Source organism: Pseudomonas vancouverensis, assembly GCF_004348895.1.
Taxonomy (GTDB): Bacteria; Pseudomonadota; Gammaproteobacteria; order Pseudomonadales; family Pseudomonadaceae; genus Aquipseudomonas; species Aquipseudomonas vancouverensis.
The window spans coordinates 1-26,109 of sequence record NZ_RRZK01000007.1; the positions used below are offsets into that span (position 1 = coordinate 1).

Below are 26,109 nucleotides of genomic sequence, written 5' to 3' on the forward strand. Positions count from 1 at the left end.
ACAGCGTTACACGCTGCTGTCAACACCTCTTTTTCTCCGCTTTCGATCGAGAAGACCGAACCGTTAAAAGAGCCTTACAACACCACTCTTTCAACTCCTTCCAGGCTTCGATGAACTGAAGCAACCTGCTGCCGAAAACTGCGTAACTCTTTGTTTACCAAGGAGTTTTCCGTTTCGACTGCGCCGGAAGTGGGGCGAATTATAGACTTCTAGAATTCGCCGTCAACCCTTAATTTCAACTTTATTCGGATTTGAGCGTAATGCGCGCAAATGCCTTCTTGCCTGCCTGGCAAACGTGGGTCGCACCCAGTGCATATATAAAGGTGCGGTCGACAACCTCACCATCAATGCGCACGCCGCCAGAACCGAGCAGATCACGAGCAACAGCCGAGTTCTTCACCAGCCCAGCCTTATTAAGGACAGCAGCAATCGGCATATCCTCTGCGGCGGTCAACTCGATTTCCGGCAGATCATCTGGCAGCTCACCTTCCTTCATGCGATTACCCGCCGCACGGTGAGCGGTGGCCGCAGCCTCCTCACCATGGAACCGGGCAACAATCTCTTCCGCCAGCCTGATCTTGATATCACGCGGATTGGCACCCGCCTCTACTTCAGCACGGAACGCATTGATCTCATCCATGGAACGGAAGCTCAACAGCTCGAAGTACCGCCACATCAGCGCATCCGGAATCGAGACCAGCTTGCCGTACATCACACCCGGCGCTTCCTGGATACCGACGTAGTTGCCCAGGGACTTGGACATCTTCTTCACGCCATCCAGACCTTCCAGCAACGGCATGGTCAAAATGCACTGAGGTTCCTGATCGTAACCACGCTGCAGCTCACGCCCCATCAACAGGTTGAACTTCTGGTCGGTACCACCCAGCTCGACGTCCGCGCGCAGCGCAACCGAGTCATACCCCTGAACCAGCGGATAGAGGAACTCGTGAATGGCGATGGGCTGGTTGGTGGTGTAGCGTTTGTCGAAGTCATCACGCTCGAGCATGCGAGCGACGGTGTACTGCGAAGTCAGGCGAATGAAGTCAGCCGGACCCATCTGATCCATCCAGGTGGAGTTAAACGCCACCTCGGTTTTCGCCGGATCAAGAATTTTGAAGACCTGCGTCTTGTAGGTCTCGGCGTTCTCGAGAACCTGCTCACGGGTCAGCGGTGGGCGCGTGGCACTCTTGCCGCTCGGATCACCGATCATCCCGGTGAAGTCGCCAATCAGGAAGATCACCTGATGCCCCAGCTCCTGGAACTGGCGCAGCTTATTAATAAGCACGGTGTGACCCAGGTGCAAATCCGGCGCGGTCGGATCGAAGCCTGCCTTAATACGCAGCGGCTGGCCGCGCTTGAGCTTTTCGACCAGCTCGGACTCGACCAACAGTTCTTCCGCACCACGTTTGATCAGCGCTAGCTGCTCTTCAACCGACTTCATAACAGACCCGCAAGGCTCGAATTCAAAGGGAACCAACCATACAAGATCGGGCGTCAAATACAAGGTTTGCCCGGCGCACGGAGGCCAATCCACAGACAGGGCGTCCGTAGACTTGCTTCAGAGATGATTTGGTTATATTTTATACAGTTATTTCATCTTCATCATGTCATTCATCTTTTCCAATTCATCTTTTTTCAAAGTCAAAATCACTTATGACCACTGAACCGTCTAAAGCGCCACCGCTTTACCCGAAAACACACCTGCTGGCCGCCAGTGGCATTGCTGCCCTGCTGAGCCTGGCACTATTGGTGTTCCCCTCCAGCGATGTTGAAGCCAAAAAGACGACCCTGAGTCTTGAACTGGAAAGCCCCGCTGAACAACTGACACAAGATCAAGACGCTGCTGACGCCGTTCAAGCCACAAATGAACCAGCAGCCTCACCTTTCGCGCAGATCGACAACAGCGCCGAGGATACCCAGGAAACCGCTCAAGTAGAGCCAGCCCCGGTCGTCGAAGAAAAGAAGCCGGCAAACCACAGGGAAGTGATCGTAGCCAAAGGCGATACGCTTTCTACCCTGTTCGAAAAGGTTGGATTGCCAGCCGCATCGGTACATGAGGTGCTGGCCAGCGACAAGCAGGCCAAGCAGTTCAGCCAGCTCAAACACGGGCAAAAGCTCGAGTTCGAACTGAGCCCGGATGGTCAACTGAGCAACTTGCACAGCAAGATCAGCGACCTTGAGAGCATCAGCCTGACCCGCAACGACAAGGGCTACACCTTCAACCGCATTACCGCCAAACCGACGGTGCGCTCTGCCTATGTGCATGGCGTGATCAACAGTTCGTTGTCGCAGTCCGCCGCCCGTGCAGGCCTGTCCCACAGCCTGACCATGGACATGGCCAGCGTGTTTGGCTATGACGTCGACTTCGCCCAGGATATTCGCCAGGGTGACGAGTTCGATGTGATCTACGAGCAGAAAGTGGTCAATGGCAAGGCCGTCGGCAATGGCCCGATCCTGTCGGCACGCTTCACTAACCGTGGCAAGACCTATACGGCGGTGCGTTACACCAACAAACAAGGCAACAGCAGCTACTACACTGCTGACGGCAACAGCATGCGCAAGGCGTTTATCCGCACCCCGGTAGACTTCGCCCGCATCAGCTCGAAGTTCTCCATGGGTCGCAAACACCCGATCCTGAACAAGATCCGCGCGCACAAAGGCGTCGATTACGCTGCGCCACGTGGTACCCCGATCAAGGCAGCCGGTGATGGCAAGGTCTTGCTCGCCGGCCGTCGCGGCGGCTATGGCAACACCGTGATCCTTCAGCACGGCAATACCTACACGACGCTTTACGGCCACATGCAGGGCTTCGCCAAAGGCGTGAAGACTGGCGGTACCGTGAAGCAAGGCCAGGTGATTGGCTACATCGGCACCACCGGCCTCTCCACCGGTCCACATCTGCACTATGAATTCCAGGTCAATGGCGTGCACGTCGACCCGCTGGGCCAGAAGCTGCCGATGGCCGATCCGATCGCCAAGGCCGAGCGCGCGCGCTTCCTGGCGCAGAGCCAGCCGTTGATGGCGCGCATGGACCAGGAAAAGGCCACGCTGCTGGCTTCGAGCAAGCGTTAAGTCATGGCGCTCTATATAGGCGTGATGTCCGGCACCAGCCTCGATGGACTGGACATTGCGCTGATCGAGCAAGCCCCGGCGATCAGACTGATCGCCACCCATTACATTCCGATGCCCGATTCGCTGCGCGCCGAGCTGCTTGGCCTGTGCGCCAGCGGCCCGGATGAAATCGCCCGTTCCGCCATCGCTCAACAACACTGGGTGCAACTGGCGGCGCAAGGCATTCACGCCCTCTTGACGCAATACGAGCTCAAGCCCGAAGACATTCGTGCGATTGGCAGCCACGGCCAGACCATTCGCCACGAACCGGCGCGCGGTTTTACCGTGCAGATCGGTAACCCTGCCCTGCTCACCGAGCTGACCGGTATCACCGTCGTCAGCGATTTCCGCAGCCGCGACGTTGCTGCCGGCGGTCAAGGCGCCCCGCTGGTGCCTGCCTTTCACGAAGCCCTGTTTGACGAGCGCGCGGGCAACCGTGCAGTGTTGAACGTCGGCGGTTTCAGCAATCTCAGCCTGATCGAACCGGGTAAGCCTGTTGCAGGGTTCGATTGCGGTCCGGGGAATGTGCTGCTCGATGCATGGATTCACCAGCAGCGTGGCGAGCATTTTGATCGTGACGGCCAGTGGGCTGCGAGCGGCAAAGTGCAATCTGCGCTCCTGAGCGCACTACTCAGCGATCCGTTTTTTGTCACCAAAGGCCCGAAGAGCACCGGTCGTGAAGTCTTCAACCTGCCTTGGCTGACCCGGCACCTAACACAGTTGCCTGCTTTTGCTACCGAGGATGTCCAGGCAACGTTGCTCGAGTTGACCGCGCTCACCATCATTGAGTCGCTGCAAAGCGCTCAATCGGCCACCCGGGAGCTATTGGTCTGTGGGGGTGGCGCACACAACACCACGTTGATGAATCGCCTGGCCACCCTGCTACCCGATGCAACCGTCAGCAGCACCGCCGCTTATGGCGTAGACCCTGACTGGGTGGAAGCCATGGCCTTCGCCTGGCTCGCCCATTGCTGCCTCGAGGGCATCGCCGCCAACCGGCCAAGCGTCACTGGCGCCCGCGGTCTGCGCGTTCTCGGCGCCATCTACCCCGCCTAATCTCCAGACAGCAAAACGCCGCAGAGCCCGAGGGCCATGCGGCGTTTTGTAATACAGATACGCTGATCAGATCGAGAACGAAGAGCCACAGCCACAGGTGGTGGTAGCGTTCGGGTTCTTGATGACGAAACGCGAACCTTCCAGACCTTCCTGATAGTCCACTTCGGCGCCTGCCAGATACTGGAAACTCATTGGGTCAACCACCAGGCTCACGCCTTCGCGCTCAACGATGGTGTCATCATCGGCCACTTCTTCATCGAAGGTGAAGCCGTACTGAAAACCTGAACAACCGCCGCCCGTAACGAATACGCGCAGCTTCAAGCGATCATTCCCCTCTTCATCGACCAGGCTCTTCACCTTGTGCGCGGCACCGTGGGTGAATTGCAAAGCCGTGGGGGTGAAGGATTCGACGCTCATGCTGACTATCTCCCGGCGTTACGCCGTCATATTGCGTGATGACGCGCATTATCCGCTTCTCCTAGAAAAGCGGTCAACTATTGTTATGGTATATCAACCAAACATGGCCTCGGTCCAGAATGCAAAAAGGCCCGTCAGACGGGCCTTTTGCTGCGCGCCGTAAACTGTTACGGCAGCATACCGGCGTGGGACAACCCCAGACGCTCGTCCAGGCCAAACAGGATGTTCATGTTCTGCACCGCCTGACCCGACGCACCTTTGACCAGGTTATCGATTACCGACAACACGACGACCAGGTCGCCGTCCTGTGGACGATGCACGGCGATTCGACATACGTTGGCACCGCGCACGCTACGGGTTTCCGGATGGCTTCCGGCCGGCATGACGTCGACGAACGGCTCATTGGCATAACGCTTTTCGAACAATGCCTGCAAATCCACCGAACGATCGACCAACGTTGCATAGAGTGTCGAGTGAATACCGCGAATCATCGGCGTCAGGTGCGGCACGAAGGTCAATCCGACATCTTTACCCGCGGCACGGCGCAGGCCCTGGCGGATTTCCGGCAAGTGACGGTGACCTTTCACGGCATAGGCCTTCATGCTTTCCGAGGTTTCGGAGTACAGGGAGCCAACAGAGGCGCCACGACCCGCGCCACTGACTCCGGATTTGCAGTCAGCGATCAGGTTTTTGGTGTCCGCCAGACCGGCTTCGAGCAATGGCAGGAAACCCAGTTGCGTGGCGGTCGGATAGCAGCCCGGCACAGCAATCAGGCGGGCTTTTTTGATCTGCTCGCGATTGACTTCCGGCAAGCCGTAAACCGCCTCGTCGAGCAACTCCGGAGCACCGTGCGGCTGGCCGTACCATTTGGCCCATTCATCCGCGTCTTGCAGACGGAAATCCGCCGACAGGTCGATGACTTTGGTCCCGGCCGCCAGCAGTTCGCCGGCCAGGGCATGGGCAACACCGTGCGGCGTGGCGAAGAACACCACGTCGCAGGCGCCCAGGGTCTTGATGTCCGGAACGCTGAACGCCAGGCCGTCGTAATGCCCGCGCAAGTTCGGGTACATGTCGGCCACGGCCAGGCCAGCCTCGGATCGGGAAGTGATGACAACCACTTCAGCTTGCGGATGCTGTGCCAACAGACGCAGCAGTTCGACACCGGTGTAACCCGTGCCGCCGACGATACCGACCTTGACCATAAACCTGCCCTCAACGAACCCACTGGAAAGCCGTCGATAATAGGGGCCGCAAGCCCCTGCGACAACTGTCAAGGTGACGTGCGGACGCTCAAGCCTCTACTATCCGGCTTACCGTGAATGAGGGAATAACCAAAAATGCTCTATCTGTGGCTCAAAGCTTTTCACATCGTCAGTATCGTTTGCTGGTTTGCCGGCCTGTTTTACCTGCCGCGCCTGTTCGTTTATCACGCCCAGAGCGAAGATGCCGTCAGTCAGGAACGCTTCAGCGTCATGGAGCGCAAGCTGTACCGGGGCATCATGGGCCCGGCGATGATCGCCACGCTGATCTTCGGCGGCTGGCTGATCAGCCTCAATCCGAGTGCCTACTTCACTCAGGGTGGCTGGATGCACGCCAAGCTGACCCTGGTCGTGTTGCTGATCGGCTACCACCACATGTGCGGCGCCCAGGTAAAACGTTTTGCCCGTGGCGAAAACACCCGCAGCCATGTCTTTTTTCGCTGGTTCAATGAAGTTCCGGTTCTGATATTGCTGGCCATCGTAATTCTGGTCGTGGTTCGGCCGTTCTAAATCCTGCTGATCATCCAATTTCGGGGTACTTCCAATGTCGCTGCCCGCTCTGCTCGAACAAAGTCTGCGCTTGCCCGTAGTGGCAGCGCCCATGTTCCTGATCTCCAACCCGCAACTGGTGCTTGCCTGCTGCCGCAATGGCGTGGTCGGCAGCTTTCCAGCGCTCAACCAGCGTGAAAGCAGCGGCTTCAAGGCCTGGCTGGAAGAAATCGAAGCAGGGCTGGCGACCTTGGACAACCCCGCGCCTTACGCGGTAAACCTCATCGTCCACAACAGCAATCCACGGCTGCAGGCGGATCTGGCTATCTGCGTCGAACACAAAGTGCCGATCGTGATCACCAGCCTCGGTGCCGTGAAGGAAGTGGTCGACGCGGTGCACAGCTATGGCGGCCTGGTGTTTCATGACGTCACGACCCGTCGTCATGCCGAGAAGGCAGCCGAAGCTGGTGTGGATGGCTTGATCGCCGTGGCCGCCGGCGCCGGTGGGCACGCCGGGACCTGGAGCCCGTTTTCATTGATTGCCGAGATTCGCCAGTTTTTCGACAAGACCTTGCTGCTCGCCGGTTGCCTGAATCACGGCCACGAGATTCTCGCCGCGCAGCTGCTCGGCGCGGACCTCGCCTATTTCGGTACCCGATTTATCGGCACCACCGAAAGCCATGCTCCCGACGCCTATAAGGAAATGCTGCTGAACGCCAAGGCTGCCGACATCGTCCATACCCCGGCGGTATCCGGCGTTCCAGCAAGTTTCATGCGCCAGAGCCTGGAAGCGGCAGGGTTTGACATGGCGGCGCTGCAAGGCAAGGCCGAGATCAACTTCGGCTCCAAGCTCAAGCCGGTCAGCGATGAAGCCAAGGCCTGGAAAACCGTGTGGTCCGCAGGCCAGGGCGTGGGTGAAATCGATGATTTGCCGAGCGTCGCAGAACTGGTCGCACGCCTCGACGGGGAATATCGTCAGGCGCTGGAGCATGCCGCACAGCTGCCCAAGCGCTGGCCGCGCTGAAGGTCAAAACTGGCCAGCCATCCCTCGGCTGGCCTTTCGTTCGCCCCGATGCAACACTCTCCTCTCAACATCGCATGACAAGGATGCCAGGAACATGGGCGAACACCGTTTCAAGATCGTATTCGAGGGCGCCTTGCTGCCCGGCGTCGACATCAACACGGCCAAGCTCAATCTTGCCGCACTGTTCAAAACCGATGTCGTATCCATCGAGCGCCTGTTCACCGGACGCCCGGTCGCACTGAAACGGGACCTGTCCCAGGCAGACGCCCAGACCTATCTGCAAGCGCTGAGCAAAACCGGGGTCGAGGCACGCATCGAAGCCGAAACGCCGATTGAGCTGAACCTTGCGGACGTGCAAGATCATTCCCATGCCCCGGCGAACTCAAGCGAACCGACCTCCCCTTACGCACCGCCTCGCGCTAGCGTTGGCGAAGCCGTGGCAGAGTTCGCCACGCTCAAACCATTCAGTTTCGAGGGGCGCATCGGTCGTCTGCGCTACCTGGCCTGGACCATGGTCCTGACCCTGATTTTGCTGGCAGTCTGCAGCACCTTCGCGCTGATTGCGCTGGGCCTCATCAGTGCCGACTCCACCGCCGGCCTGATTCTCGGCGGCCTGCTTGCCTTGATCCTGTTCGTCGCATTCGCTTTTGTCAGTATTCAGATCACGGTGCAGCGCCTGCACGACATTGGCTGGTCCGGCTGGTTGTGGCTGCTCAACCTGGTGCCCTTCGTCGGCAGCATCTTCCCCTTTGTCACCATGATCATGCCCGGCAACAAGGCGGGCAATCGTTATGGACCGCCACCGCCGCCCAACAGTACCGCGGTGAAAGTGCTGTCTTCGCTGTGGATCGTGTTTATCGCCTTGATGCTGATCGCAATGCTCAAAGGTGGCATCACGGCGATCCAGCAAGAGTACGAAAGCGCCGCGCAAAGCAGCTACGAAACCAGTTCAGTCACCACCGATGAAATCGATGTCGAAACAGAACCGGCGCCAAATTCCACCGGTGATGCAGCCGAAGAGCCCCAGCGACCTGTAGACTCTGCGAAAGAATAAACAACGCTCCTGCCCCGTGACACCTGCGTCGCGGCGTGGAGCTGTTGCGATGGAGAATTGAATGACCCGTTACGCACTGATCACTGGCGCCTCCAGCGGCATCGGCCTGGCAATGGCCGAGGCGTTGGCTCGGCGCGGCCGCAGCTTGATACTGGTGGCTCGACAACGTGATCAGCTGGAAAGCATTGCGATTGAACTGACCCAACGCTTCGGCGTGGAAGTGTTGTTCCGTGCCTGCGACCTCGGCGAGCCGTTGCGCCTGTCCGGTTTCCTGCTGGAACTCGAAGAGGGTGACCGGCAGATCGACCTGTTGGTCAACTGCGCCGGCATCGGTACTTGCGGCCCGTTCCTGGCTCAGGACTGGATGACCGAGCAAGACCTGATCGAAGTGAACATCCTCGCCCTCACACGCCTGTGCCACGCCATCGGCAACAGCATGGCGCTGCAGGGCGGCGGACAGATTCTGAACGTGGCTTCGGTAGCAGCATTCCAGCCCGGACCGTGGATGAGCACCTATTACGCCAGCAAGGCCTACGTGCTGCATTTCTCCGAAGGGCTGCGGGTCGAGCTGAAAAAATGCGCGGTCAAGGTGTCGGTACTCTGCCCCGGCCCGACCCGCACGGCGTTTTTCAGCACCGCACAACTGAACACGGACAAACTGGCCAACAGCAAATTGCTGATGAGCCCGGAAGAAGTCGCGCTCTATACCGTGCGCGCCCTGGAAAAAAATCGCGCAATCATCATTCCGGGGCGACGCAACCGCTGGTTCGCCTTCCTGCCGCGACTCGGTTCGCGCTGGCTGACCCGGACAATCGCCGGCATGGTCAACAAGGCGTATTGCCCGCGCTGATCGACTTCAAGGCAAAAAGCTGGGCGCTGACATGACCCATGAGTACACTCAGCCCAGCCTAAACAACGGAGAAACAGCTGTGGATACTCTGTTCACCAAGATCATCAACCGGGAGATCCCGGCGAAGATCATCTACGAGGACGACCAGGTACTGGCCTTCCACGATATCGCCCCACAGGCACCGGTGCATTTCCTGGTGATCCCGAAGAAACCGGTGCGCACCTTGAACGACCTCACCGAGGACGACAAGGCGCTGGCAGGGCACATCCTGTTCACGGCGCAGCGCCTGGCGCTGGAGCTGGGCTGTGAAAAAGGTTTTCGCGTTGTCATGAACTGCAATGAAGAAGGTGGGCAGACTGTCTACCACATCCATATGCATGTGCTGGGTCAGCGCCAGATGCATTGGCCACCGGGCTGATTTATCCCTCGCCCTGCCAGGAGCCGGCTTGCTGGCTCCTGCGTCGCAATGACCCAGCGCAAACCTTCCCCGGCCGATTGGGTTAAACTGGCCACCGAGATTCCCCCGGAGGTCAGCATGACTACCCAACGTCACTATTCGCCAATTGATCGCCTTCTGCTGCAAGCCGACGCGGCAATGCGCACCCTGCTGCCTTTCAGTGGCCAACCTTACCGTCCGTCGCCAGCCATTGTGCAGCCGGACGCAAAGATGAGCGACGAGGACACCCGCCACGTTGCCGGCCTGATGCGCATCAACCATACCGGTGAAGTCTGCGCCCAGGCGCTGTATCAAGGCCAGGCCCTGACCGCCAAGCTGCCGCAAGTCCGCGCCGCCATGGAACATGCCGCCGAGGAAGAAATCGATCACCTGGTCTGGTGCGAACAACGCATCCATCAGCTGGGCAGCCACACCAGCATTCTCAATCCATTGTTTTATGGCATGTCGTTCGGCATTGGCGCAGTCGCCGGTCTGATCAGCGATAAAGTCAGCCTCGGCTTCGTCGCGGCCACCGAAGATCAGGTGTGCAAACATCTGAATGAACACCTGCAACAGCTGCCGGCCGAAGATGAAAAGTCCCGGGCGATTCTTGAGCAGATGCGCGTTGATGAAGAGCAGCATGCCGAAAGCGCATTGGACGCCGGTGGCTTCCGGTTCCCGGCTCCGGTGAAATTCGGGATGAGTCTGTTGGCCAAGGTGATGACCAAGAGTACGTATCGGATCTGATTCTTGCCGCGTCAGCGACAGTCTGATCGCGAGCAGATAGTAATAAAAAAGGCGACTACCGTGAGGAAGTCGCCTTTTTTGTGTTCGAGAATCTTACGCCATGTTGCGTGCGTAGAAGATTTCGAGCATCTCGTGTTTCACCCGGTCCGTCACCTTGGCACGTTGCTCAGGGGACAGGTTGCTGGTGGCATCACCGAACAGGTAGTTATCCAGTTCGAAGTTCTTCAGCAGCATTTTGGTGTGGAACAGGTTTTCCTGGTACACGTTCACGTCGGTCATCTGGTACGCGTCGCGGGTGTCTTCGGAGAGGTAATTCTGGATCGAGTTGATCTCGTGGTCGATGAAATGCTTTTTGCCTTCAACGTCACGGGTGAAGCCGCGCACACGATAGTCCACTGTCACGATGTCCGAATCGAACTGGTGAATCAGGAAGTTGAGTGCTTTGAGCGGTGAAATGACCCCGCAGGTCGACACGTCGATATCCACACGGAAGGTTGCAATACCGCTGACCGGATGGATTTCCGGGTAGGTGTGCACCGTGATGTGACTCTTGTCGAGGTGGGCCAGGATGATTTCGGGCAGCGGGCCCGGAGACTCTTCGATCTGACTCTCGGTCGGGGTCACCGGCTCTTCGGAGATCAGGATCGTGACGCTGGCGCCCTGTGGTTCATAGTCCTGGCTGGCAATGTTCAGGATATTGGCACCAATGATATCGACAACTTCCGTGAGGATCTGCGTCAGGCGTTTCGCGTTGTACTCTTGATTGATGTACTCGACGTAGGCCTGCTGGTCTTGCGGAGTTTCCGCGTAGCAGATGTCATAGATGTTGAAGCTCAAGGTCTTTGTCAGGTTATTGAACCCGTGGAGCTTGAGTTTGCTTTTCACCGTTAAAAACTCTCTATGTGTTTGCGGCCCGGCCGCGTGATCAAGCATGCCCGTCAGATGCGAACGACGCACCTGCGTAGGACGGTTAACACCTCTTCGCGATGGCGATTTTGGTTGTTTGTTCGGATGCGCGACCCGTCGGCTGACGGGCCACGACCCTGAAAAAAGTGGCGCATTATGCAGACGTCAGCTTGGGTTCGCCAGAGTCTGCACTGCTTTTATGATAGTTGAATGTCGACTCAACCGAGTTCGATGATCTCGTAGTCGTGGGTGATCTCGACCCCGGCGGCGCCGAGCATGATCGACGCCGAGCAATACTTCTCAGCGGACAACTCGATCGCGCGCTTGACCTGCGCTTCTTTCAGGCCACGGCCCTTGACCACGAAATGCATGTGGATCTTGGTGAACACCTTCGGGTCTTCGGTCGCACGTTCGGCTTCCAGGAAGGCTTCGCAGCTTTCCACGGCCTGACGCGATTTCTTGAGGATGCTGACCACGTCGAAATTGCTGCAACCGCCAACACCCAGCAGGAGCATTTCCATCGGCCGAACACCCAGGTTACGACCGCCGGCATCGGGCGGACCGTCCATGACCACGACATGACCGCTACCGGATTCGCCGAGGAACATGGCTTCGCCAGCCCATTGGATGCGTGCCTTCATCGCCAAGACTCCACTGTTTAAAAAAGGGTCGCCAGCTTAGCACAGGCCCCGGGATTGACAGTGAGCAACGTCCTAAGACATAACCTCCAGCCCTGTAGGTAAATTCTCGAATCTTACAGAAAGTGTCTGTTATGCTGGCGCCAATTCGATGGCGCTTAGCCAGTTCTCGTCTTTCAAAAATAAAACCAACTACACCGTGCAGTCTTTTCGGGATACAACCATGGTTGCTATTGCCCCCACACCCAAGATCAAGAACCTCGACAAGCTGTTGATGCATTGTCAGCGCCGTCGCCATCAGGCCAAGAGCAATATCATTTGCGCTGGCGACCGCTCGGAAACATTGTTTTTCATCATCAAGGGCTCAGTCACCATCCTGATCGAGGACGATGATGGCCGGGAAATGATCATTGCGTACCTGAACGCCGGGGACTTTTTTGGCGAGCTGGGACTGTTTGAACAGGCCGGCCTGGAACAGGAGCGCAGTGCCTGGGTGCGGGCCAAGGTCGAATGCGAAGTGGCGGAAATCAGCTACGCGAAGTTCCGCGAGTTGTCGCAGCAAGATCCGGACATTCTTTACGCACTCAGCGGACAAATCGCACAACGGCTGCGCAACACCACCCGCAAGGTCGGTGACCTCGCGTTCTTCGACGTAACCGGGCGAGTCGCGCGTTGTTTGCTGGAACTGTGCAAGCAGCCAGACGCCATGACCCACCCCGACGGCATGCAGATCAAGGTTACCCGTCAGGAAATCGGGCGGATTGTCGGCTGTTCCCGAGAGATGGTCGGCCGCGTACTCAAGGACCTGGAAGAGCGCAACCTGGTGGACGTCAAAGGCAAGACAATGGTGGTCTTCGGCACGCGTTAAGCGTTGAACATTTGCGCCAACATCAAACGATAGAGTTCGTCGAGGCGCGCCAGCGCATCGGGGGCGGCGAACTTTTCGTGCAGCGCGATATGGCTTTCGGCTCGTACCCGTTGCTCCAGACCGCAGGCTTGGTTGAAACGGTTGACCGCTGCAACCATCGACTCGCGATCGTTATCCACCAGCATCGCACCATGGACCAATCCTACCGGACGTTGACCACCCTGACTCTGGCGCCAGCGTTGGGCGGTGCCGACCATTTTTCGACCGTCGAGGTTGACGTTGAAGCGGCCATCACAAAATGCGCCGTCAATTTCACCAAGGGATGATGTCCCGCCCAACTCATCCAGCAATTCGCAGATGGGGTCGCACAGACGACGATAACCGGACTCGATACGGTTCAGGTCACCCTCGCTGCGAGGCGGCGCGTAAACCAGCGCGATATTGATCGTGGTCGCCGATTGTGGAACCGGTTCGCCACCGGTATCACGCAGCAACACAGGCCAGCCCGCCTCTGCCGACACCTCACAGGCCGCCTCGAAACCTGGCAGGCGATTGAGGCGACGCGGCATCACCAATGCCTGATCACTGGGTTGCCAGAACAACAGGCCAAACTCGGCAGCGCCGGCACAGACCGACGCGAGCAAATCCTGTTCGGCTTGCAGGCCGGCTTCGATGGTCAGGGAGACAGGTGAGGTCATAAGGGAATCCGTCAGGCACAAAGTCTGTGGTGTTTCTTATGCCGCTATCGCGAGCAAGCTCGCTCCCACAGGGTTTGATGTGGGAACGAGCCTGATCGCGATACTTTTCAGTCGAGGGTCGAGCCGCTGACAGGTACGCCGCGCTCCGGGAAGAACAGGCGCTGCAATTCGTTGCCCGGGTTTTCGGCGCGCATGAACGCCTCACCGACCAGGAACGAATACACGTTGCTGATTTCCATCAGCTCGACGTCGGCACGGTTAAGGATGCCGCTTTCGGTGATCACCAGGCGATCGCGAGGGATACGCGGCAACAGATCCAGCGTGGTTTCCAGGCTGACGTCAAAGGTGTGCAGGTTGCGGTTATTCACGCCGACCAACGGGGTGTCGAGGGTTTTCAAGGCCCGCTCCAGCTCGTCGCCGTCATGGACTTCCACCAGTACATCCAGGCCGACGCCTTTCGCTACCGACGCCAGTTCAGCCATCTTCACGTCGTCCAGAGCGGAAACGATCAACAGCACGCAATCGGCACCCAAGGCACGGGCTTCAACGATCTGGTACGGATCGATCATGAAGTCCTTGCGGATCACCGGCAGCTTGCACGCCGCGCGGGCTTGCTGCAGGTAAGCATCGGCACCCTGGAAGTAATCGATATCGGTGAGCACCGAGAGGCAGGTTGCGCCGCCCTTCTCGTAGCTTTTGGCGATGTCGGCCGGCACGAAGTTCTCGCGGATCACGCCTTTGCTTGGCGAAGCCTTCTTGATTTCGGCAATGACCGCCGGCTGCTTCAGCTTGGCTTGTGCCAGCAATGCCTGGGCAAAACCACGGGGTGCATCGGCCGCCTTGGCCAGGTTTTCCAGCTCGGCGAGACTGACACGAGCGCTGCGCTCGGCAACCTCCTCGACTTTGCGCGCCAGAATCTTTTCCAGAACCGTCGGTACACTCATCCTTCATTCTCCACTTTGAATACCGCGGTAAAGGCGCCCAACTCCTCGAGTTTTTCTCGGGCAAGGCCTGTGTGCAGCGCATCGTGCGCCAGGGCCACGCCTTCCTTGAGGCTGCTGGCATGGTCGGCCGCGTACAACGCGGCACCCGCGTTGAGCATGATCATTTCGGCGGCTTTCTGACCGTTTTCAGTCTTGCGCTTGCCCAGGGCATCACGAATCAGCTCAAGGGAAGCAGCCGGGCTATCGACCGCCAGGCCGTGCAGACTCTGGCTCTTCATGCCCAGGTCTTCCGGTTCGACCCAATACTCACTGATCTGGTCGTCCTTGAGTTCGGCAACGTAGGTCGGTGCGGCGAGGCTGAACTCGTCCAGGCCGTCCTTGGAGTGCACCACCAACACGTGCTTGCTGCCCAAACGCTGCAACACTTCGGCCAGCGGCCGGCACAACGCCTGGGTGAACACGCCCACCACCTGGTGCTTCACACCGGCCGGATTCGTAAGCGGGCCGAGCATGTTGAACAAGGTACGCAGGCCAAGATCCTTGCGCGGACCGGCGGCGAACTTCATTGCACTGTGATGGGTCTGGGCAAACATGAAGCCGATGCCGACGTTATCGATGCAACGCGCCACCTGGGTCGGATTGAGGTTCAGGTAGATACCGGCCGCTTCCAGCAAGTCGGCGCTGCCGCTCTTGCCCGACACCGCGCGGTTGCCGTGTTTGGCCACCGTGCAACCGGCCGCCGACACGACGAATGCCGCGGCGGTCGACACGTTGAAAATGTTCGCGCCATCACCACCGGTGCCCACCACATCGACCACACCGTGCAGAGTCTTGAGCTCGACCTTGTCAGCCAGCTCGCGCATGACCGAGACGGCGCCGACGATTTCGTCGATGCTTTCGCTCTTCATGCGCATGGCCATCATGAACGCGCCGATCTGCGCATCGCTGCATTGGCCGGTCATGATTTCGCGCATCACGTCGCGCATTTCTTCGGTGCTGAGGTCGAGGTGATCGACGATACGGCTCAGGGCTGTCTTGATATTCATGAAACGTCCTTAGCGCGTGCCGCCGGTTTGTTTGAGGAAGTTGGCGAACAGTTCATGACCCTGCTCGGTCAGAATCGACTCCGGGTGAAATTGCACGCCTTCAATGTTCAGGGTTTTGTGACGCAGGCCCATGATCTCGTCGACCGAACCGTCTTCAAGCTGGGTCCAGGCCGTCAGCTCCAGGCAGTCGGGAAGAGTTTCGCGCTTGACGATAAGGGAATGATAGCGGGTAACCGTCAGCGGATGATTCAGGCCCGCGAACACGCCTTTGTCTTCGTGAAATACCGGACTGGTCTTGCCGTGCATGACCTGACGGGCACGGACCACATCGCCGCCAAATGCCTGGCCGATGGACTGGTGACCCAGGCAGACGCCGAGAATTGGCAATTTACCGGCGAAATGCTTGATCGCCTCGATGGAAACACCGGCTTCTGTCGGTGTGCAGGGTCCTGGGGAAACAACGATGCGCTCAGGCTTGAGGGCTTCGATTTCGGCAATGGTGAGCTCGTCGTTGCGCACGACTTTGACCTCGGCGCCCAGCTCACCCAGATACTGCACAACGTTATAGGTAAACGAGTCGTAGTTATCGATCATCAACAACATGGCGTTAAGAACCTCTTGAATTCACTGACTACAGATACGGCCTTCGAAGGAGGGCCCGCAGCGTCCAGCGCTTGATCGCTCAAGGCGGCCGGCATGCGGGCAACGCTCATCCATCAGCCTTGCGGAGTTTGTTCAGCCAGCGCCACGGCGCGGAACATCGCGCGGCGCTTGTTCAGGGTTTCTTCCCATTCCAGCGCGGGCACCGAGTCGGCGACGATGCCGCCACCAGCCTGCACGTGCAGTTCGCCGTTCTTGATCACCGCCGTGCGAATGGCGATGGCGGTGTCCATGTTGCCGTTCCAGGCGAAGTAACCGACCGCACCGCCGTAGACGCCACGTTTGACCGGCTCGAGCTCGTCGATAATTTCCATCGCACGAATTTTCGGCGCGCCGGACAGGGTTCCCGCCGGCAGGATCGCCCGCAATGCGTCCATCGCGGTCAGCCCGGCCTTCAGCTGCCCGGTGACGTTGGACACGATGTGCATCACGTTGGAGTAACGCTCGATGACCATTTTCTCGGTGAGTTTCACCGAACCGATTTCCGAGACACGACCGGTGTCATTACGCCCGAGGTCAATCAACATCAGGTGCTCGGCAATTTCCTTGTCGTCCGACAGCAAGTCTTTTTCCAGCGCCAGATCAGCCTCTTCACTCGCGCCGCGTGGACGAGTGCCGGCAATCGGGCGCACGGTGATCAGGTTGTCTTCGACCCGCACCAGTACTTCCGGCGAACTGCCGACGACGTGGAAGTCGCCGAAGTTGAAGAAGTACATGTAAGGCGTCGGGTTGAAGCAGCGCAGCGCACGGTACAGGTCAATTGGCGCCGCCTTGAAGTCGATCGACATGCGCTGGGACGGCACGACCTGCATGCAGTCGCCGGCCAGGATGTATTCCTTGATGGTGTCGACGGCTTTTTCGTAGTCGTCCTGGGTGAAGCTGGAGCGGAACACCGGGTCAGCCGCTTGTTGCTTGCTGAAATCCAGGCCACGGCGCGGGGTGATCGGCTGGCGCAGTTTTTCCAGCAGCTCTTCGAGGCGCGCGCGCCCTTGCTCGAAAGCATCTTCCTGCGATGGGTCAGCCAGCACGATCGCGTGCATCTTGCCGGCCAGGTTGTCGAAGACGACAACGGCATCGGAAACCATCAGCAGAATGTCTGGCACACCCAGAGGATCCGGGTTCGGGCATTTGCCCAGGCGCTTCTCGACATAACGCACGCAGTCGTAGCCGAAGTAACCCACCAGGCCGCCGTTGAAGCGTGGCAGACCGGCGATGGTCGGTACGTTGTATCGGGCCTTGAAGGCTTCAACGAAGGCCAGCGGGTCTTCCACGTCGTGGCTTTCGGTCTCAATGCCATCGACGGTCACGCTGACGTGATGATCGTGAACGCGCATCACGGTACGGCACGGCAGACCGATGATCGAATAACGGCCCCATTTCTCGCCACCCTGAACGGACTCCAGCAAGTAGGAATTGGGCTCGTCGGCCAGTTTCAGGTAGATCGACAGCGGCGTGTCGAAGTCGGCCAGGGTTTCGCAGGCAAGCGGAATGCGGTTGTAGCCGGCAGCGGCCAAACGCAGGAATTCTTCGCGGATCATGAGGTGCCTCGTGGCTTGAGGGTCAAACAGTCAGGTATGCAAACGCGCCGGATAGCCGGCCAGATTCAAGTCAGGCGCGCCAACGCCAACGGGCCAGGGCCTTGATGACTTTCATCCAGAGTTTGCGAGTGACCACCACGATGGCGTTTCCAGAAGGGGGTTTAACAACGTCGGCCAACGTTATCTCAGCGGCCGGATCCAGGCAACCGGGAATTAGCTTGCGCAGGTCGTCGATCACCAGCGAAGGCGACTCTTCGGCAATCGGCCGGCCGTGGTTATAGCCATAGCTCAGCGCCACGCACTGCACCCCTGCCGCTTTCGCCGCCAGCACATCGCTGCGCGAATCGCCGACGAATAACGATTGCGAAGCCGGGATGTTGGCCATCTTCATCACGAAAAACAGCGCGGCCGGGTCCGGTTTTTTCTGTGGCAAGGTGTCACCGCCGATGATCCAGCGGAAATACCGGCCGATTTTCATCTGATCCAGCAACGGCGCGACGAAGCGCTCCGGCTTGTTGGTGATCAGCGCCATCTCGACACCCTGTTTTTGCAGCCATTTCAGGGTGTCGCGCACGCCGGGGTAGACCACGGTCAGCTCATGGCTTTCGCCATAAGCCTGCATGAAATACTCCAGCGCCCGTTCGGCTTCGTCGTTGTCGACCGCCCCGTGATCTATGCCGCCCGCCAACGCACGACGCACCAACACCGGCGCACCGTTGCCGACCCATTCACGTACCGCTTCCAGGCCGGCAGGCTTGCGACCGAGTTTGAGCAGCATTTTGTCCACGGCCACTGCCAGGTCCGGAACCGAATCGATCAGCGTGCCGTCCAGATCGAACATCACCAGCCGTGGCAAACGCCCCGGGAACAACTGCTCAAAGCCGCTCATGGGCGAGCCAGCGCCAGTTCGGAACGCATCTTGTCGATGACTTCCTGATAGTTCGGCGCATTGAAGATGGCCGAGCCGGCGACGAAGGTATCGGCACCCGCTGCAGCGATTTCGCGAATATTGTTCACGTTGACGCCACCGTCGATCTCCAGGCGGATGTCACGGCCCGAAGCATCGATCAGCGCTCGTGCTTCACGCAGCTTGTCGAGGGTGCCAGGAATGAACTTCTGCCCGCCAAAGCCCGGGTTGACGCTCATCAGCAGGATCATGTCGACCTTGTCCATCACGTACTTGAGCACGTCCAGCGGCGTTGCCGGGTTGAACACCAGGCCCGACTTGCAGCCGCCTTCGCGGATCAGTTGCAGGGAACGGTCGATATGCTGCGTGGCTTCCGGGTGGAAGGTGATGTAGGTCGCACCAGCTTCGATGAAGTCGCCAACGATGCGGTCCACCGGGCTGACCATCAGGTGCGCGTCGATCGGCGCAGTCACGCCGTACTTGCGCAGTGCTGCACAGACCATCGGGCCGATGGTCAGGTTGGGCACGTAGTGATTGTCCATGACATCGAAGTGCACGAAATCGGCGCCAGCGGCCAGGACGTTGTCCACTTCTTCACCCAAGCGGGCGAAGTCGGCGGAGAGAATCGACGGAGCAATTACGAAGGGCTGCATGACGCACCTTTTCTGAGCAGAATCACGATGGCGCGCATTGTATACCTCATGCTTTGACGCGCGCACCGTGAGCGCGATGATTGGACCTTGCCATCATCCAATAACAGCGAAGGCTCTAGTACGCCGCTCGATAGATCTTTTCGATATCGGCGGCACTCAATTTGCGCGGATTGTTGCGCATCAGGCGCTCTATCCCCGCCGCTTCCGTGGCCATGCTGGCAATGGCCTCTTCGGGCACGCCGAAGCTGCGCAGGCCGCTGGGAATCTCCACGGCAGCGCAAAGCCCGGCCATTGCCTCGACGGCTTTATCAGCCGCTTCATTGACGCTCAGATGAGCGGTCTTCACGCCCATGGCTTCGGCTATATCCTGCATCCGTTCGACACAGGCCATCTTGTTCCAGGTCATGACATGGGGCAGTAATAACGCGTTGCTGACACCGTGGGCGATGTTGAAGCGCCCGCCCAGCGGGTACGCCAGCGCATGCACCGCGCCGACCCCGGCGTTGCCGAACGCCATGCCGGCCATCAGGCTGGCAGTGGCCATGTCTTCCCGGGCTTGCAGGTTGGAGGGGTTGGCGTATGCCTTGGGCAACGCCCTGGCGATCAACTTGATGGCGCCAATCGCCAGCGCATCAGTGATGGGCGAGGCATTGACCGACAGATAGGATTCGATGGCATGCACCAGTGCATCGACGCCGCTGGCCGCCGTGACACTGCGCGGGCAGGTCAGGGTCATTTGCGGGCTGACCAACGCCACGTCCGGCAACAGGTAATCGCTGACGATGCCCTTCTTCAGTTGCGCCATCTTGTCGGAAAGAATCGCGACATTGGTCACTTCCGAGCCGGTGCCGGCGGTGGTCGGGATGGCAATCAATGGCGGTCCTTTGCGCGGGACCTGATCGATGCCGAACAGATCCTCCAGCGCACCGTGGTAACCGGCATAGGCGGCCACGCTCTTGGCGATATCAATCGCACTGCCGCCGCCGAGGCCGATCAAGCCGTCATGGCCGCCGTCGCGATACACCTGCATGCAATCTTCGACGATGGCGATTTCCGGGTCCGGCAACACACGGTCGAAAATCTCGTAGGTTCGCTCACCCAGCTGGGCCAGCGCCAACGCCACCGTGCCCGACTTGACCAGGGCGGCGTCGGTGACGATCAGCGGGTTGTCGATGTCCAGGCGCGTCAGCTCGGCCGACAGTTGCTCGATGGCACCGGCGCCGGTGATCAGTTTGTGGGCGATCTTGAATGAGGAAAGACTCATGTGCGCAGCCTCTTATAGGTAGGGGAGCTGGGCACAATAGTAGCTGGGGATTTTGGGTTGGCCGGTATTCAGGTGGTGAATGACCACAATCCCTGAAACACCCGAAAACACTGTGGGAGCGAGCAAGCTGGCTCCCACAGGTTTTGGAGTGAGTCGTCAGACCTGGGCAGTGCGCAACTTCTCGCTGCGCCCACGCAACCACTCCAGGGTCAGCAGCAGGAACACCGAGAAGGCAATCAGCAGCGTCGCAGCGGCAGCAATGGTCGGGCTGAGGTTCTCGCGAATCCCGCTGAACATCTGCCGAGGCAAGGTTGCCTGCTCCGGGCCGGCGAGGAACAAGGTCACCACCACCTCATCGAACGAGGTCGCGAAGGCAAACAGCGCGCCCGAAATTACCCCCGGTGCGATCAACGGCAAGGTCACGCGGCGGAAAGTCACCAGGGGCGAAGCACCCAGGCTCGCAGCCGCCCGCACCAGATTGTGATTGAAACCCTGCAAGGTCGCCGACACGGTGATGATCACAAACGGCACACCGAGCACCGCGTGCACCACGATCAGCGAGAAGAAGCTGTTACCCAGGCCCAGTGGCGCAAAGAACAGGTAACTGGCCACACCGATGATCACCACCGGCACCACCATCGGTGAAATCACCAGCGCCATCACCAGCGCCTTGCCGGGGAAGTCACCGCGGGTCAGGCCGATCGCCGCCAGCGTACCGAAGACCATCGCCAGCACAGTAGCCGCCGGGGCGACGATGATGCTGTTCTTCAGGGCGCGCATCCACTCGGCCGAGCCGAAAAAGTCCTGGTACCAGTGCAGGGAGAAACCTTGCAGCGGGTACACCAGGAAGCTGCCGGAATTGAACGACAGCGGGATGATCACCAGCACGGGCAGGATCAGGAACAACAGAATCAAGCCGCAGAGAATCCGCAAGCTGTAGAACCACACCCGTTCGATGGGCGACATGTAAGGACTCAGCATTTCTTTTTCCCCTTAGCTCAGGCGCAGGCGACTGGCGCCCACCAGCCAGCTGTAAATCAGATAAAGCACAACGGTCGCCAACAGCAGCAGCCCACCCAGTGCGGTCGCCATGCCCCAGTTGATGCTGGTGTTGGTGTAGAAGGCGACGAAGTAGCTGACCATCTGATCGTTCGGACTGCCCAGCAAGGCCGGGGTGATGTAGTAGCCGATGGCAAGGATGAACACCAACAGGCAACCGGCGCCGACACCGGCATAGGTCTGCGGGAAGTACACCCGCCAGAAACTGGCGAATGGATGGCAGCCCAGGGAGATCGCCGCACGCATGTAGGTCGGCGAGATGCCTTTCATCACGCTGTAGATCGGCAGGATCATGAACGGCAGCAGGATGTGCACCATCGAGATGTAGACACCGATGCGGTTGAACACCAGCTCGATCGGCTTGTCGATGATGCCCATGGCCATCAGGCCACTGTTGATCAGACCGCCCGACTGCAGCAGGACGATCCACGCTGCGACCCGCACCAGGATCGAGGTCCAGAACGGCAGCAGCACCAGGATCATCAGCAGGTTGCTCTGCCGCGACGGCAGGTTGGCCAACAGGTACGCCAGTGGATACGCCAGCACCAGGCAGATCGCGGTGATGATCAGGCCCATCCAGAACGTGCGGGCGAAGATGTCGAGGTAGATCGCCTGGTCCGGTGTTGCCGGGGCGATTTCACCGAGGTCGTCGATGCGATGATCGACAGCCGCCAGCAGGTAATACGGGGTGATGCTGCTGGTGTTACGGCGCACCGCTTGCCAGTAGGCCGGGTCGCCCCAACGCTCATCGAGGCCTTCCAGCGCTTCTTTATAGGAGGCGGGTTCGGAGGCCAGCGGCAAGGCGCGGGCGGTTTTGGTCAGCAAACTGCGGTAGCCGGCCAGCTCCATGTTCAGGCGTTTGGACAAGTCGCCCAGGGTCTGATTCTTGCGTGCGTCGGCCAGGTCTTCTGCCGCCGCCTTGTAAACCGGTTCAGCGGGCAGGCCGCGGCCATCCCAGCTGGCGATGGCGGTCACGGTGCGCGGCATGCCGCCGACCACTTCCGGGTTGCCAACGCTTTTGTAGAGCAGCGCCACGATCGGCACCAGGAACACCAGCAACAGGAACAGCACCAGCGGCGCAATCAACGCCTGAGCTTTCCAGCGGTTGACCCGCTCGGCGTGCTTGAGCCGTTGCTTCAAGGTGGGGTCAGTGCCCGCGTTCACGGGAACGGCGATAGCCATGGCGTACTCCGGAAATCTTTGATCGATCGTTGATGTGGGAGCGAGCCTGCTCGCGATTGCAGTGTGTCTGTCAGCATTCATGTCGAATGTGAAAATGCTATCGCGAGCAAGCTCGCTCCCACAGGGTGAGCAAGCCCACCATCACAGGTCCTGCTTACTTCGCAGCCCAGGAATTGAAGCGCTGCTCCAGTTGCTCGCCGTTGTCAGCCCAGAAGCTGACGTCGATCTGCACCTGGTTGGCGATGTTTTCCGGGGTGGTCGGCATGTCTTTCAGGACATCCTTGGCCAGCAACGGCACGGCCTGGGTGTTGGCCGGGCCATAGGCGATGTTTTCCGAGTAGGTCTTCTGCTGCTGTGGCATGACCGAGAACGCGATGAACTTCTTCGCGGCATCGGCACGTGCCTTGTCCAGACCTTTCGGGATGGCCCAGGCGTCGAAGTCGTAGATGCCGCCGTTCCACACCACTTTCAGGTTGCTTTCTTTCTGCACGGCAGCGATGCGACCGTTGTAGGCCGAGCTCATGACCACGTCACCGGAAGCGAGGTACTGCGGCGGCTGTGCGCCAGCTTCCCACCACTGGATGTTCGGCTTGAGTTCGTCCAGTTTCTTGAACGCGCGGTCCTGACCGTCTTTGCCGGCCAACACTTTGTAGACGTCTTTCGGCGCAACGCCGTCGGCCATCAGAGCGAATTCCAGGGTGTACTTGGCGCCTTTACGCAGGCCACGTTTGCCCGGGAATTTCTTGGTGTCCCAGAAATCCGCCCAGCTGGTCGGTGCCGCATTCAGTTTGTCGGCGTTGTAGGCCAACACGGTCGACCATACGAAGAAGCCCACGCCGCATGGCTGGATAGCACCCTTGACGTAGTCTTCGGTCTTGCCGAACAGCTTCGGATCCAGCTGCTCGAACATGTCTTCGTCGCAGCCGCGGGAGAGCTCTGGCGATTCAACCTCTACCAGGTCCCAGGAGACGCTCTTGGTGTCGACCATGGCCTTGACCTTGGCCATTTCGCCGTTGTACTCGCCCGCCACGATCTTGCCGTTACCTGCCGCTTCCCACGGTGCGTAGAAGGCTTTGACCTGAGCTGCCTTGTTCGCGCCGCCAAAGGACACCACGGTCAGGTCGGGACCGGCGGCCATTGCGTGTGCCGCGCCCATCATGCCCAGTGCCAGAGCGGTGAATTTCAGGGATCTCAACATTTATTGTTCTCTCCACGTGCAGGGTTGGTGTTGTTGAAGCTGGGGCGATCAGTTCGCCTCTAGAATCGGGTCGAGTGCGCGAACGTGCTCGACCTGCCAGCCAAGCGGTACCACGTCGCCGACTGCCAGCGAGGGATCAAGCTCGGCAATCGGTTGTTTCACGAAGAAGTCGGTCTTGCCGCAGACTTCCATGCGCACCCGGACGTGGTCGCCCAGATAGATGAATTCCTCGACGCGACCGGAGAAGCGATTGACGCACTGGTCGCTGGAGCCATTGAGGCTCACTCGCTCCGGACGAATGGACAGGGTCACCGGCTCGCCGGTCTGGCCGATGTTGACCGCCAGCGCCTCGACTTTTTCACCACGGCCGAGCTCGACCACGCAGCGATCGCCGCTCTGGCTGAGCAACCGGCCATTGAGGCGGTTGTTTTCGCCGATGAAATTGGCAACGAAGGTATTTTTCGGTTCTTCGTAGAGCGTGCGCGGTGGCGCGATCTGCTGGATTTCGCCTTGATGGAACACTGCTACCCGGTCGGACATGGTCAGGGCTTCGCCCTGGTCGTGGGTCACATAGACCACGGTCACGCCCAGGCGCTGGTGCAGGTGTTTGATTTCCATCTGCATGTGTTCACGCAGTTGTTTGTCGAGTGCGCCAAGCGGTTCGTCCATCAGCACCAGTTGCGGTTCGAACACCAGCGCCCGGGCCAACGCCACACGCTGCTGCTGACCACCGGACAGCTGCGCCGGATAGCGTTGGGCGAACTTGTCGAGCTGGACCATGCTCAACACACGCTTGACCCGGGCACTGACGTCGCTTTTGTTCATGCCGCGCACGGTCAGCGGAAAGGCCAGGTTTTCGGCCACGGTCATGTGCGGGAACAGTGCGTAGTTCTGGAACACCATGCCGATGTCGCGCTTGTGCGGCGGCACGTTGTTGATGGCACGGCCGGCCAGGAGGATTTCGCCGGCGGTCGGCGTTTCGAAACCGGCGAGCATCATCAGGCTGGTGGTCTTGCCGGAACCGGACGGTCCGAGCAGGGTGAGGAATTCGCCTTTGCGAATGTCCAGGTTGAGGTCTTTGACGATCAGGTTCTCGCCGTCGTAGCTCTTCTGCACTCCACGGAAGCTGACCAGAACATCATTGGCCCCTGCGCTTGAATCGACCTGGCTCATACCCACACCTTTGTTATTGATGACTGCTGTGTGGATTAAGCCTAGTGGACGCTGGGAGGCACGCAAATCGGGGGGCACGAGAGAATCGCCTCAGCCGGATGGAAGGCTGGGGGTAGGGATTGCCCTACAAGGATGGCGTGTTTGGGCAAGTGCAGTGGCGAGCGGCCAGCTGCAGGCCACAAGCGAAGGCAAAAGGCGCTCATGAGTCACGTCGTTATTGGATATGCGCACCCATAACGAGCCTATGCGGATTCCTGTGGGAGCTTGGTCCCACAGGAACAGCGGTGTCGTTCAGAGGAGCTTATGCTCCATCGCATACTTCACCAGTTCCGCCAGCGAGGTGATGTTGAGCTTCTGCATCAACCGCGCCTTGTGGGTGCTGATGGTCTTGCTGCTCAGTGCCAGCTGCTGGGCGATGTCGTTGACGTTGGCGCCTTGGGCGAGGCGCTCGAACACCGAAAACTCACGCTCGGAAAGCAACGAATGCAGCGGTCGCGAATCGGTCAGACCGACTTCGAAGACCATCCGGTCTGCCAGCTCCGGATCGATGTAACGCCCGCCCGACGCCACCTTGCGAATCGCCATCAGCAACAATGACGGGTCACTGTCCTTGGTCGCGTAACCTGCCGCGCCGACCTTCAGCGCCCGGGCCGCCATTTGTGCTTCGTCGTGCATCGACAACACCAGAATCGCTGGCGGATTGTTCAAGGCGCGAATCCGTGGGATGGCCTCCAGACCGTTGACCCCAGGCATGGAGATGTCCAGCAGCACCACCTCGCAGGGCACATGGCGCAGGGTTTCGAGCAATTGCTCACCGTTGCTCGCCTCCCCTACCACCAGCAAGTCCTTGGCCAGGCCGATCAATTGCTTGATGCCTTCGCGGACGATGGTGTGGTCTTCGGCTACCAGTACACGGATCACGTATTTCTCCA

At 59.3% G+C, this 26,109-nt stretch carries 27 protein-coding genes; 9 read left to right on the forward strand and 18 right to left on the reverse strand.

The genetic code is table 11. The features are described from left to right. Positions 1–241: 241 nt before the first annotated feature. On the reverse strand, positions 242–1,441 hold the full coding sequence (gene tyrS, locus EIY72_RS04400; RefSeq protein ID WP_093229651.1) for a tyrosine--tRNA ligase: 1,200 nt from the start codon (positions 1,439–1,441) through the stop codon (positions 242–244). Positions 1,442–1,653: 212 nt separating this feature from the next. Between tyrS and EIY72_RS04410 the strand changes: the two genes are divergently transcribed. After that, the gene (locus tag EIY72_RS04410) at positions 1,654–3,072 is read left to right on the forward strand and encodes a peptidoglycan DD-metalloendopeptidase family protein (RefSeq protein ID WP_093229649.1); all 1,419 of its coding nucleotides are present in this window, start codon (positions 1,654–1,656) and stop codon (positions 3,070–3,072) included. Between the two features lie 3 nt (positions 3,073–3,075). Beyond that, positions 3,076–4,167 (forward strand): anhydro-N-acetylmuramic acid kinase, encoded by a 1,092-nt coding sequence (locus EIY72_RS04415; RefSeq protein ID WP_093229646.1) that lies wholly within the window; start codon positions 3,076–3,078, stop codon positions 4,165–4,167. A 66-nt stretch (positions 4,168–4,233) separates the two neighbouring features. Here EIY72_RS04415 and erpA read toward each other — a convergent pair whose 3' ends face one another. Together erpA and argC are read right to left on the reverse strand one after the other, a co-directional pair. Next, complete coding sequence (gene erpA, locus EIY72_RS04420; protein ID WP_007906865.1) at positions 4,234–4,584, reverse strand: iron-sulfur cluster insertion protein ErpA; 351 nt, start codon at positions 4,582–4,584, stop codon at positions 4,234–4,236. Positions 4,585–4,751: 167 nt separating this feature from the next. After that, on the reverse strand, positions 4,752–5,786 hold the full coding sequence (gene argC, locus EIY72_RS04425; RefSeq protein ID WP_093229643.1) for an N-acetyl-gamma-glutamyl-phosphate reductase: 1,035 nt from the start codon (positions 5,784–5,786) through the stop codon (positions 4,752–4,754). Positions 5,787–5,921: 135 nt separating this feature from the next. On the opposite strand from argC, the gene hemJ reads away from it, so the two are divergent. From hemJ to coq7, 6 genes are all read left to right on the forward strand, one after another. Then, the gene (gene hemJ, locus EIY72_RS04430) at positions 5,922–6,353 is read left to right on the forward strand and encodes a protoporphyrinogen oxidase HemJ (RefSeq protein WP_093229640.1); all 432 of its coding nucleotides are present in this window, start codon (positions 5,922–5,924) and stop codon (positions 6,351–6,353) included. 34 nt (positions 6,354–6,387) lie between these two features. Then, positions 6,388–7,356, forward strand: a complete 969-nt coding sequence (locus EIY72_RS04435; RefSeq protein ID WP_093229637.1) for an NAD(P)H-dependent flavin oxidoreductase — start codon at positions 6,388–6,390, stop codon at positions 7,354–7,356. A 94-nt stretch (positions 7,357–7,450) separates the two neighbouring features. Continuing rightward, positions 7,451–8,410 carry a DUF805 domain-containing protein gene (locus EIY72_RS04440; protein WP_093229635.1) on the forward strand — a complete coding sequence of 320 codons (960 nt, stop codon included), beginning with the start codon at positions 7,451–7,453 and terminating at the stop codon, positions 8,408–8,410. Between the two features lie 61 nt (positions 8,411–8,471). Beyond that, a complete protein-coding gene (locus EIY72_RS04445; protein ID WP_093229630.1) occupies positions 8,472–9,260 on the forward strand; it encodes an SDR family NAD(P)-dependent oxidoreductase in 789 nt (262 codons plus the stop codon). Between the two features lie 79 nt (positions 9,261–9,339). Next, positions 9,340–9,678: a histidine triad nucleotide-binding protein gene (locus EIY72_RS04450; RefSeq protein WP_008027110.1), complete on the forward strand. Its 339-nt coding sequence runs from the start codon at positions 9,340–9,342 to the stop codon at positions 9,676–9,678. 117 nt (positions 9,679–9,795) lie between these two features. After that, complete coding sequence (gene coq7, locus EIY72_RS04455) at positions 9,796–10,443, forward strand: 2-polyprenyl-3-methyl-6-methoxy-1,4-benzoquinone monooxygenase (RefSeq protein WP_093230807.1); 648 nt, start codon at positions 9,796–9,798, stop codon at positions 10,441–10,443. Between the two features lie 93 nt (positions 10,444–10,536). On the opposite strand, the gene speD is transcribed toward coq7, so the two are convergent. Both speD and EIY72_RS04465 read right to left on the reverse strand, forming a co-directional pair. Beyond that, entirely contained in the window at positions 10,537–11,328 is a 792-nt protein-coding gene (speD, locus tag EIY72_RS04460; protein ID WP_093229627.1) for an adenosylmethionine decarboxylase, read from the reverse strand. A 239-nt stretch (positions 11,329–11,567) separates the two neighbouring features. Further along, positions 11,568–11,990: an OsmC family protein gene (locus EIY72_RS04465; protein ID WP_008061600.1), complete on the reverse strand. Its 423-nt coding sequence runs from the start codon at positions 11,988–11,990 to the stop codon at positions 11,568–11,570. A 220-nt stretch (positions 11,991–12,210) separates the two neighbouring features. Between EIY72_RS04465 and crp the strand changes: the two genes are divergently transcribed. Continuing rightward, positions 12,211–12,855 carry a cAMP-activated global transcriptional regulator CRP gene (crp, locus tag EIY72_RS04470; RefSeq protein ID WP_093229624.1) on the forward strand — a complete coding sequence of 215 codons (645 nt, stop codon included), beginning with the start codon at positions 12,211–12,213 and terminating at the stop codon, positions 12,853–12,855. Here the strand turns inward: crp and EIY72_RS04475 are convergent. The 13 genes from EIY72_RS04475 to EIY72_RS04535 form a co-directional block, all read right to left on the reverse strand. Beyond that, the gene (locus EIY72_RS04475; RefSeq protein ID WP_093229621.1) at positions 12,852–13,553 is read right to left on the reverse strand and encodes a lipoate--protein ligase family protein; all 702 of its coding nucleotides are present in this window, start codon (positions 13,551–13,553) and stop codon (positions 12,852–12,854) included. The two genes, crp and EIY72_RS04475, sit on opposite strands and share 4 nt — an antisense overlap. A 107-nt stretch (positions 13,554–13,660) precedes the next feature. Continuing rightward, positions 13,661–14,497 carry an indole-3-glycerol phosphate synthase TrpC gene (trpC, locus tag EIY72_RS04480; RefSeq protein ID WP_093229618.1) on the reverse strand — a complete coding sequence of 279 codons (837 nt, stop codon included), beginning with the start codon at positions 14,495–14,497 and terminating at the stop codon, positions 13,661–13,663. Next, on the reverse strand, positions 14,494–15,543 hold the full coding sequence (gene trpD / locus EIY72_RS04485) for an anthranilate phosphoribosyltransferase (RefSeq protein WP_093229615.1): 1,050 nt from the start codon (positions 15,541–15,543) through the stop codon (positions 14,494–14,496). The genes trpC and trpD overlap by 4 nt, the downstream gene beginning before the upstream one ends. A gap of 9 nt (positions 15,544–15,552) precedes the next feature. After that, positions 15,553–16,146: an aminodeoxychorismate/anthranilate synthase component II gene (locus EIY72_RS04490; RefSeq protein WP_093229612.1), complete on the reverse strand. Its 594-nt coding sequence runs from the start codon at positions 16,144–16,146 to the stop codon at positions 15,553–15,555. A gap of 113 nt (positions 16,147–16,259) precedes the next feature. Next, positions 16,260–17,741, reverse strand: a complete 1,482-nt coding sequence (gene trpE / locus EIY72_RS04495) for an anthranilate synthase component I (RefSeq protein WP_093229609.1) — start codon at positions 17,739–17,741, stop codon at positions 16,260–16,262. A 70-nt stretch (positions 17,742–17,811) separates the two neighbouring features. Next, a complete protein-coding gene (locus EIY72_RS04500; protein ID WP_093229606.1) occupies positions 17,812–18,630 on the reverse strand; it encodes a phosphoglycolate phosphatase in 819 nt (272 codons plus the stop codon). Next, positions 18,627–19,301 (reverse strand): ribulose-phosphate 3-epimerase, encoded by a 675-nt coding sequence (gene rpe / locus EIY72_RS04505; protein ID WP_077048203.1) that lies wholly within the window; start codon positions 19,299–19,301, stop codon positions 18,627–18,629. Before rpe ends, EIY72_RS04500 begins: the two co-directional genes overlap by 4 nt. Positions 19,302–19,416: 115 nt before the next feature. Continuing rightward, on the reverse strand, positions 19,417–20,565 hold the full coding sequence (locus EIY72_RS04510) for an iron-containing alcohol dehydrogenase (RefSeq protein WP_093229603.1): 1,149 nt from the start codon (positions 20,563–20,565) through the stop codon (positions 19,417–19,419). Between the two features lie 156 nt (positions 20,566–20,721). Further along, positions 20,722–21,546, reverse strand: a complete 825-nt coding sequence (locus tag EIY72_RS04515) for an ABC transporter permease (protein WP_093229600.1) — start codon at positions 21,544–21,546, stop codon at positions 20,722–20,724. Between the two features lie 12 nt (positions 21,547–21,558). Next, positions 21,559–22,806 (reverse strand): ABC transporter permease, encoded by a 1,248-nt coding sequence (locus EIY72_RS04520; protein WP_093229597.1) that lies wholly within the window; start codon positions 22,804–22,806, stop codon positions 21,559–21,561. A 154-nt stretch (positions 22,807–22,960) separates the two neighbouring features. After that, positions 22,961–24,004, reverse strand: coding sequence for an ABC transporter substrate-binding protein (locus EIY72_RS04525; protein ID WP_093229594.1), 1,044 nt, complete (start codon positions 24,002–24,004; stop codon positions 22,961–22,963). 48 nt (positions 24,005–24,052) lie between these two features. Further along, entirely contained in the window at positions 24,053–25,177 is a 1,125-nt protein-coding gene (locus EIY72_RS04530) for an ABC transporter ATP-binding protein (RefSeq protein ID WP_093229591.1), read from the reverse strand. Between the two features lie 291 nt (positions 25,178–25,468). Further along, positions 25,469–26,098 (reverse strand): response regulator, encoded by a 630-nt coding sequence (locus tag EIY72_RS04535; protein ID WP_093230804.1) that lies wholly within the window; start codon positions 26,096–26,098, stop codon positions 25,469–25,471. Positions 26,099–26,109 lie beyond the last annotated feature (11 nt).

Bases quoted from the DNA above. Each gene is read 5' to 3' on its own strand.
- tyrS (WP_093229651.1), bottom strand. From the start codon at position 1,441: ATGAAGTCGGTTGAAGAGCAGCTAGCGCTGATCAAACGTGGTGCGGAA.
- EIY72_RS04410 (WP_093229649.1), top strand. From the start codon at position 1,654: ATGACCACTGAACCGTCTAAAGCGCCACCGCTTTACCCGAAAACACAC.
- EIY72_RS04415 (WP_093229646.1), top strand. From the start codon at position 3,076: ATGGCGCTCTATATAGGCGTGATGTCCGGCACCAGCCTCGATGGACTG.
- erpA (WP_007906865.1), bottom strand. From the start codon at position 4,584: ATGAGCGTCGAATCCTTCACCCCCACGGCTTTGCAATTCACCCACGGT.
- argC (WP_093229643.1), bottom strand. From the start codon at position 5,786: ATGGTCAAGGTCGGTATCGTCGGCGGCACGGGTTACACCGGTGTCGAA.
- hemJ (WP_093229640.1), top strand. From the start codon at position 5,922: ATGCTCTATCTGTGGCTCAAAGCTTTTCACATCGTCAGTATCGTTTGC.
- EIY72_RS04435 (WP_093229637.1), top strand. From the start codon at position 6,388: ATGTCGCTGCCCGCTCTGCTCGAACAAAGTCTGCGCTTGCCCGTAGTG.
- EIY72_RS04440 (WP_093229635.1), top strand. From the start codon at position 7,451: ATGGGCGAACACCGTTTCAAGATCGTATTCGAGGGCGCCTTGCTGCCC.
- EIY72_RS04445 (WP_093229630.1), top strand. From the start codon at position 8,472: ATGACCCGTTACGCACTGATCACTGGCGCCTCCAGCGGCATCGGCCTG.
- coq7 (WP_093230807.1), top strand. From the start codon at position 9,796: ATGACTACCCAACGTCACTATTCGCCAATTGATCGCCTTCTGCTGCAA.
- EIY72_RS04465 (WP_008061600.1), bottom strand. From the start codon at position 11,990: ATGAAGGCACGCATCCAATGGGCTGGCGAAGCCATGTTCCTCGGCGAA.
- crp (WP_093229624.1), top strand. From the start codon at position 12,211: ATGGTTGCTATTGCCCCCACACCCAAGATCAAGAACCTCGACAAGCTG.
- EIY72_RS04475 (WP_093229621.1), bottom strand. From the start codon at position 13,553: ATGACCTCACCTGTCTCCCTGACCATCGAAGCCGGCCTGCAAGCCGAA.
- trpC (WP_093229618.1), bottom strand. From the start codon at position 14,497: ATGAGTGTACCGACGGTTCTGGAAAAGATTCTGGCGCGCAAAGTCGAG.
- trpD (WP_093229615.1), bottom strand. From the start codon at position 15,543: ATGAATATCAAGACAGCCCTGAGCCGTATCGTCGATCACCTCGACCTC.
- EIY72_RS04490 (WP_093229612.1), bottom strand. From the start codon at position 16,146: ATGTTGTTGATGATCGATAACTACGACTCGTTTACCTATAACGTTGTG.
- trpE (WP_093229609.1), bottom strand. From the start codon at position 17,741: ATGATCCGCGAAGAATTCCTGCGTTTGGCCGCTGCCGGCTACAACCGC.
- EIY72_RS04500 (WP_093229606.1), bottom strand. From the start codon at position 18,630: ATGAGCGGCTTTGAGCAGTTGTTCCCGGGGCGTTTGCCACGGCTGGTG.
- rpe (WP_077048203.1), bottom strand. From the start codon at position 19,301: ATGCAGCCCTTCGTAATTGCTCCGTCGATTCTCTCCGCCGACTTCGCC.
- EIY72_RS04510 (WP_093229603.1), bottom strand. From the start codon at position 20,565: ATGAGTCTTTCCTCATTCAAGATCGCCCACAAACTGATCACCGGCGCC.
- EIY72_RS04515 (WP_093229600.1), bottom strand. From the start codon at position 21,546: ATGCTGAGTCCTTACATGTCGCCCATCGAACGGGTGTGGTTCTACAGC.
- EIY72_RS04520 (WP_093229597.1), bottom strand. From the start codon at position 22,806: ATGGCTATCGCCGTTCCCGTGAACGCGGGCACTGACCCCACCTTGAAG.
- EIY72_RS04525 (WP_093229594.1), bottom strand. From the start codon at position 24,004: ATGTTGAGATCCCTGAAATTCACCGCTCTGGCACTGGGCATGATGGGC.
- EIY72_RS04530 (WP_093229591.1), bottom strand. From the start codon at position 25,177: ATGAGCCAGGTCGATTCAAGCGCAGGGGCCAATGATGTTCTGGTCAGC.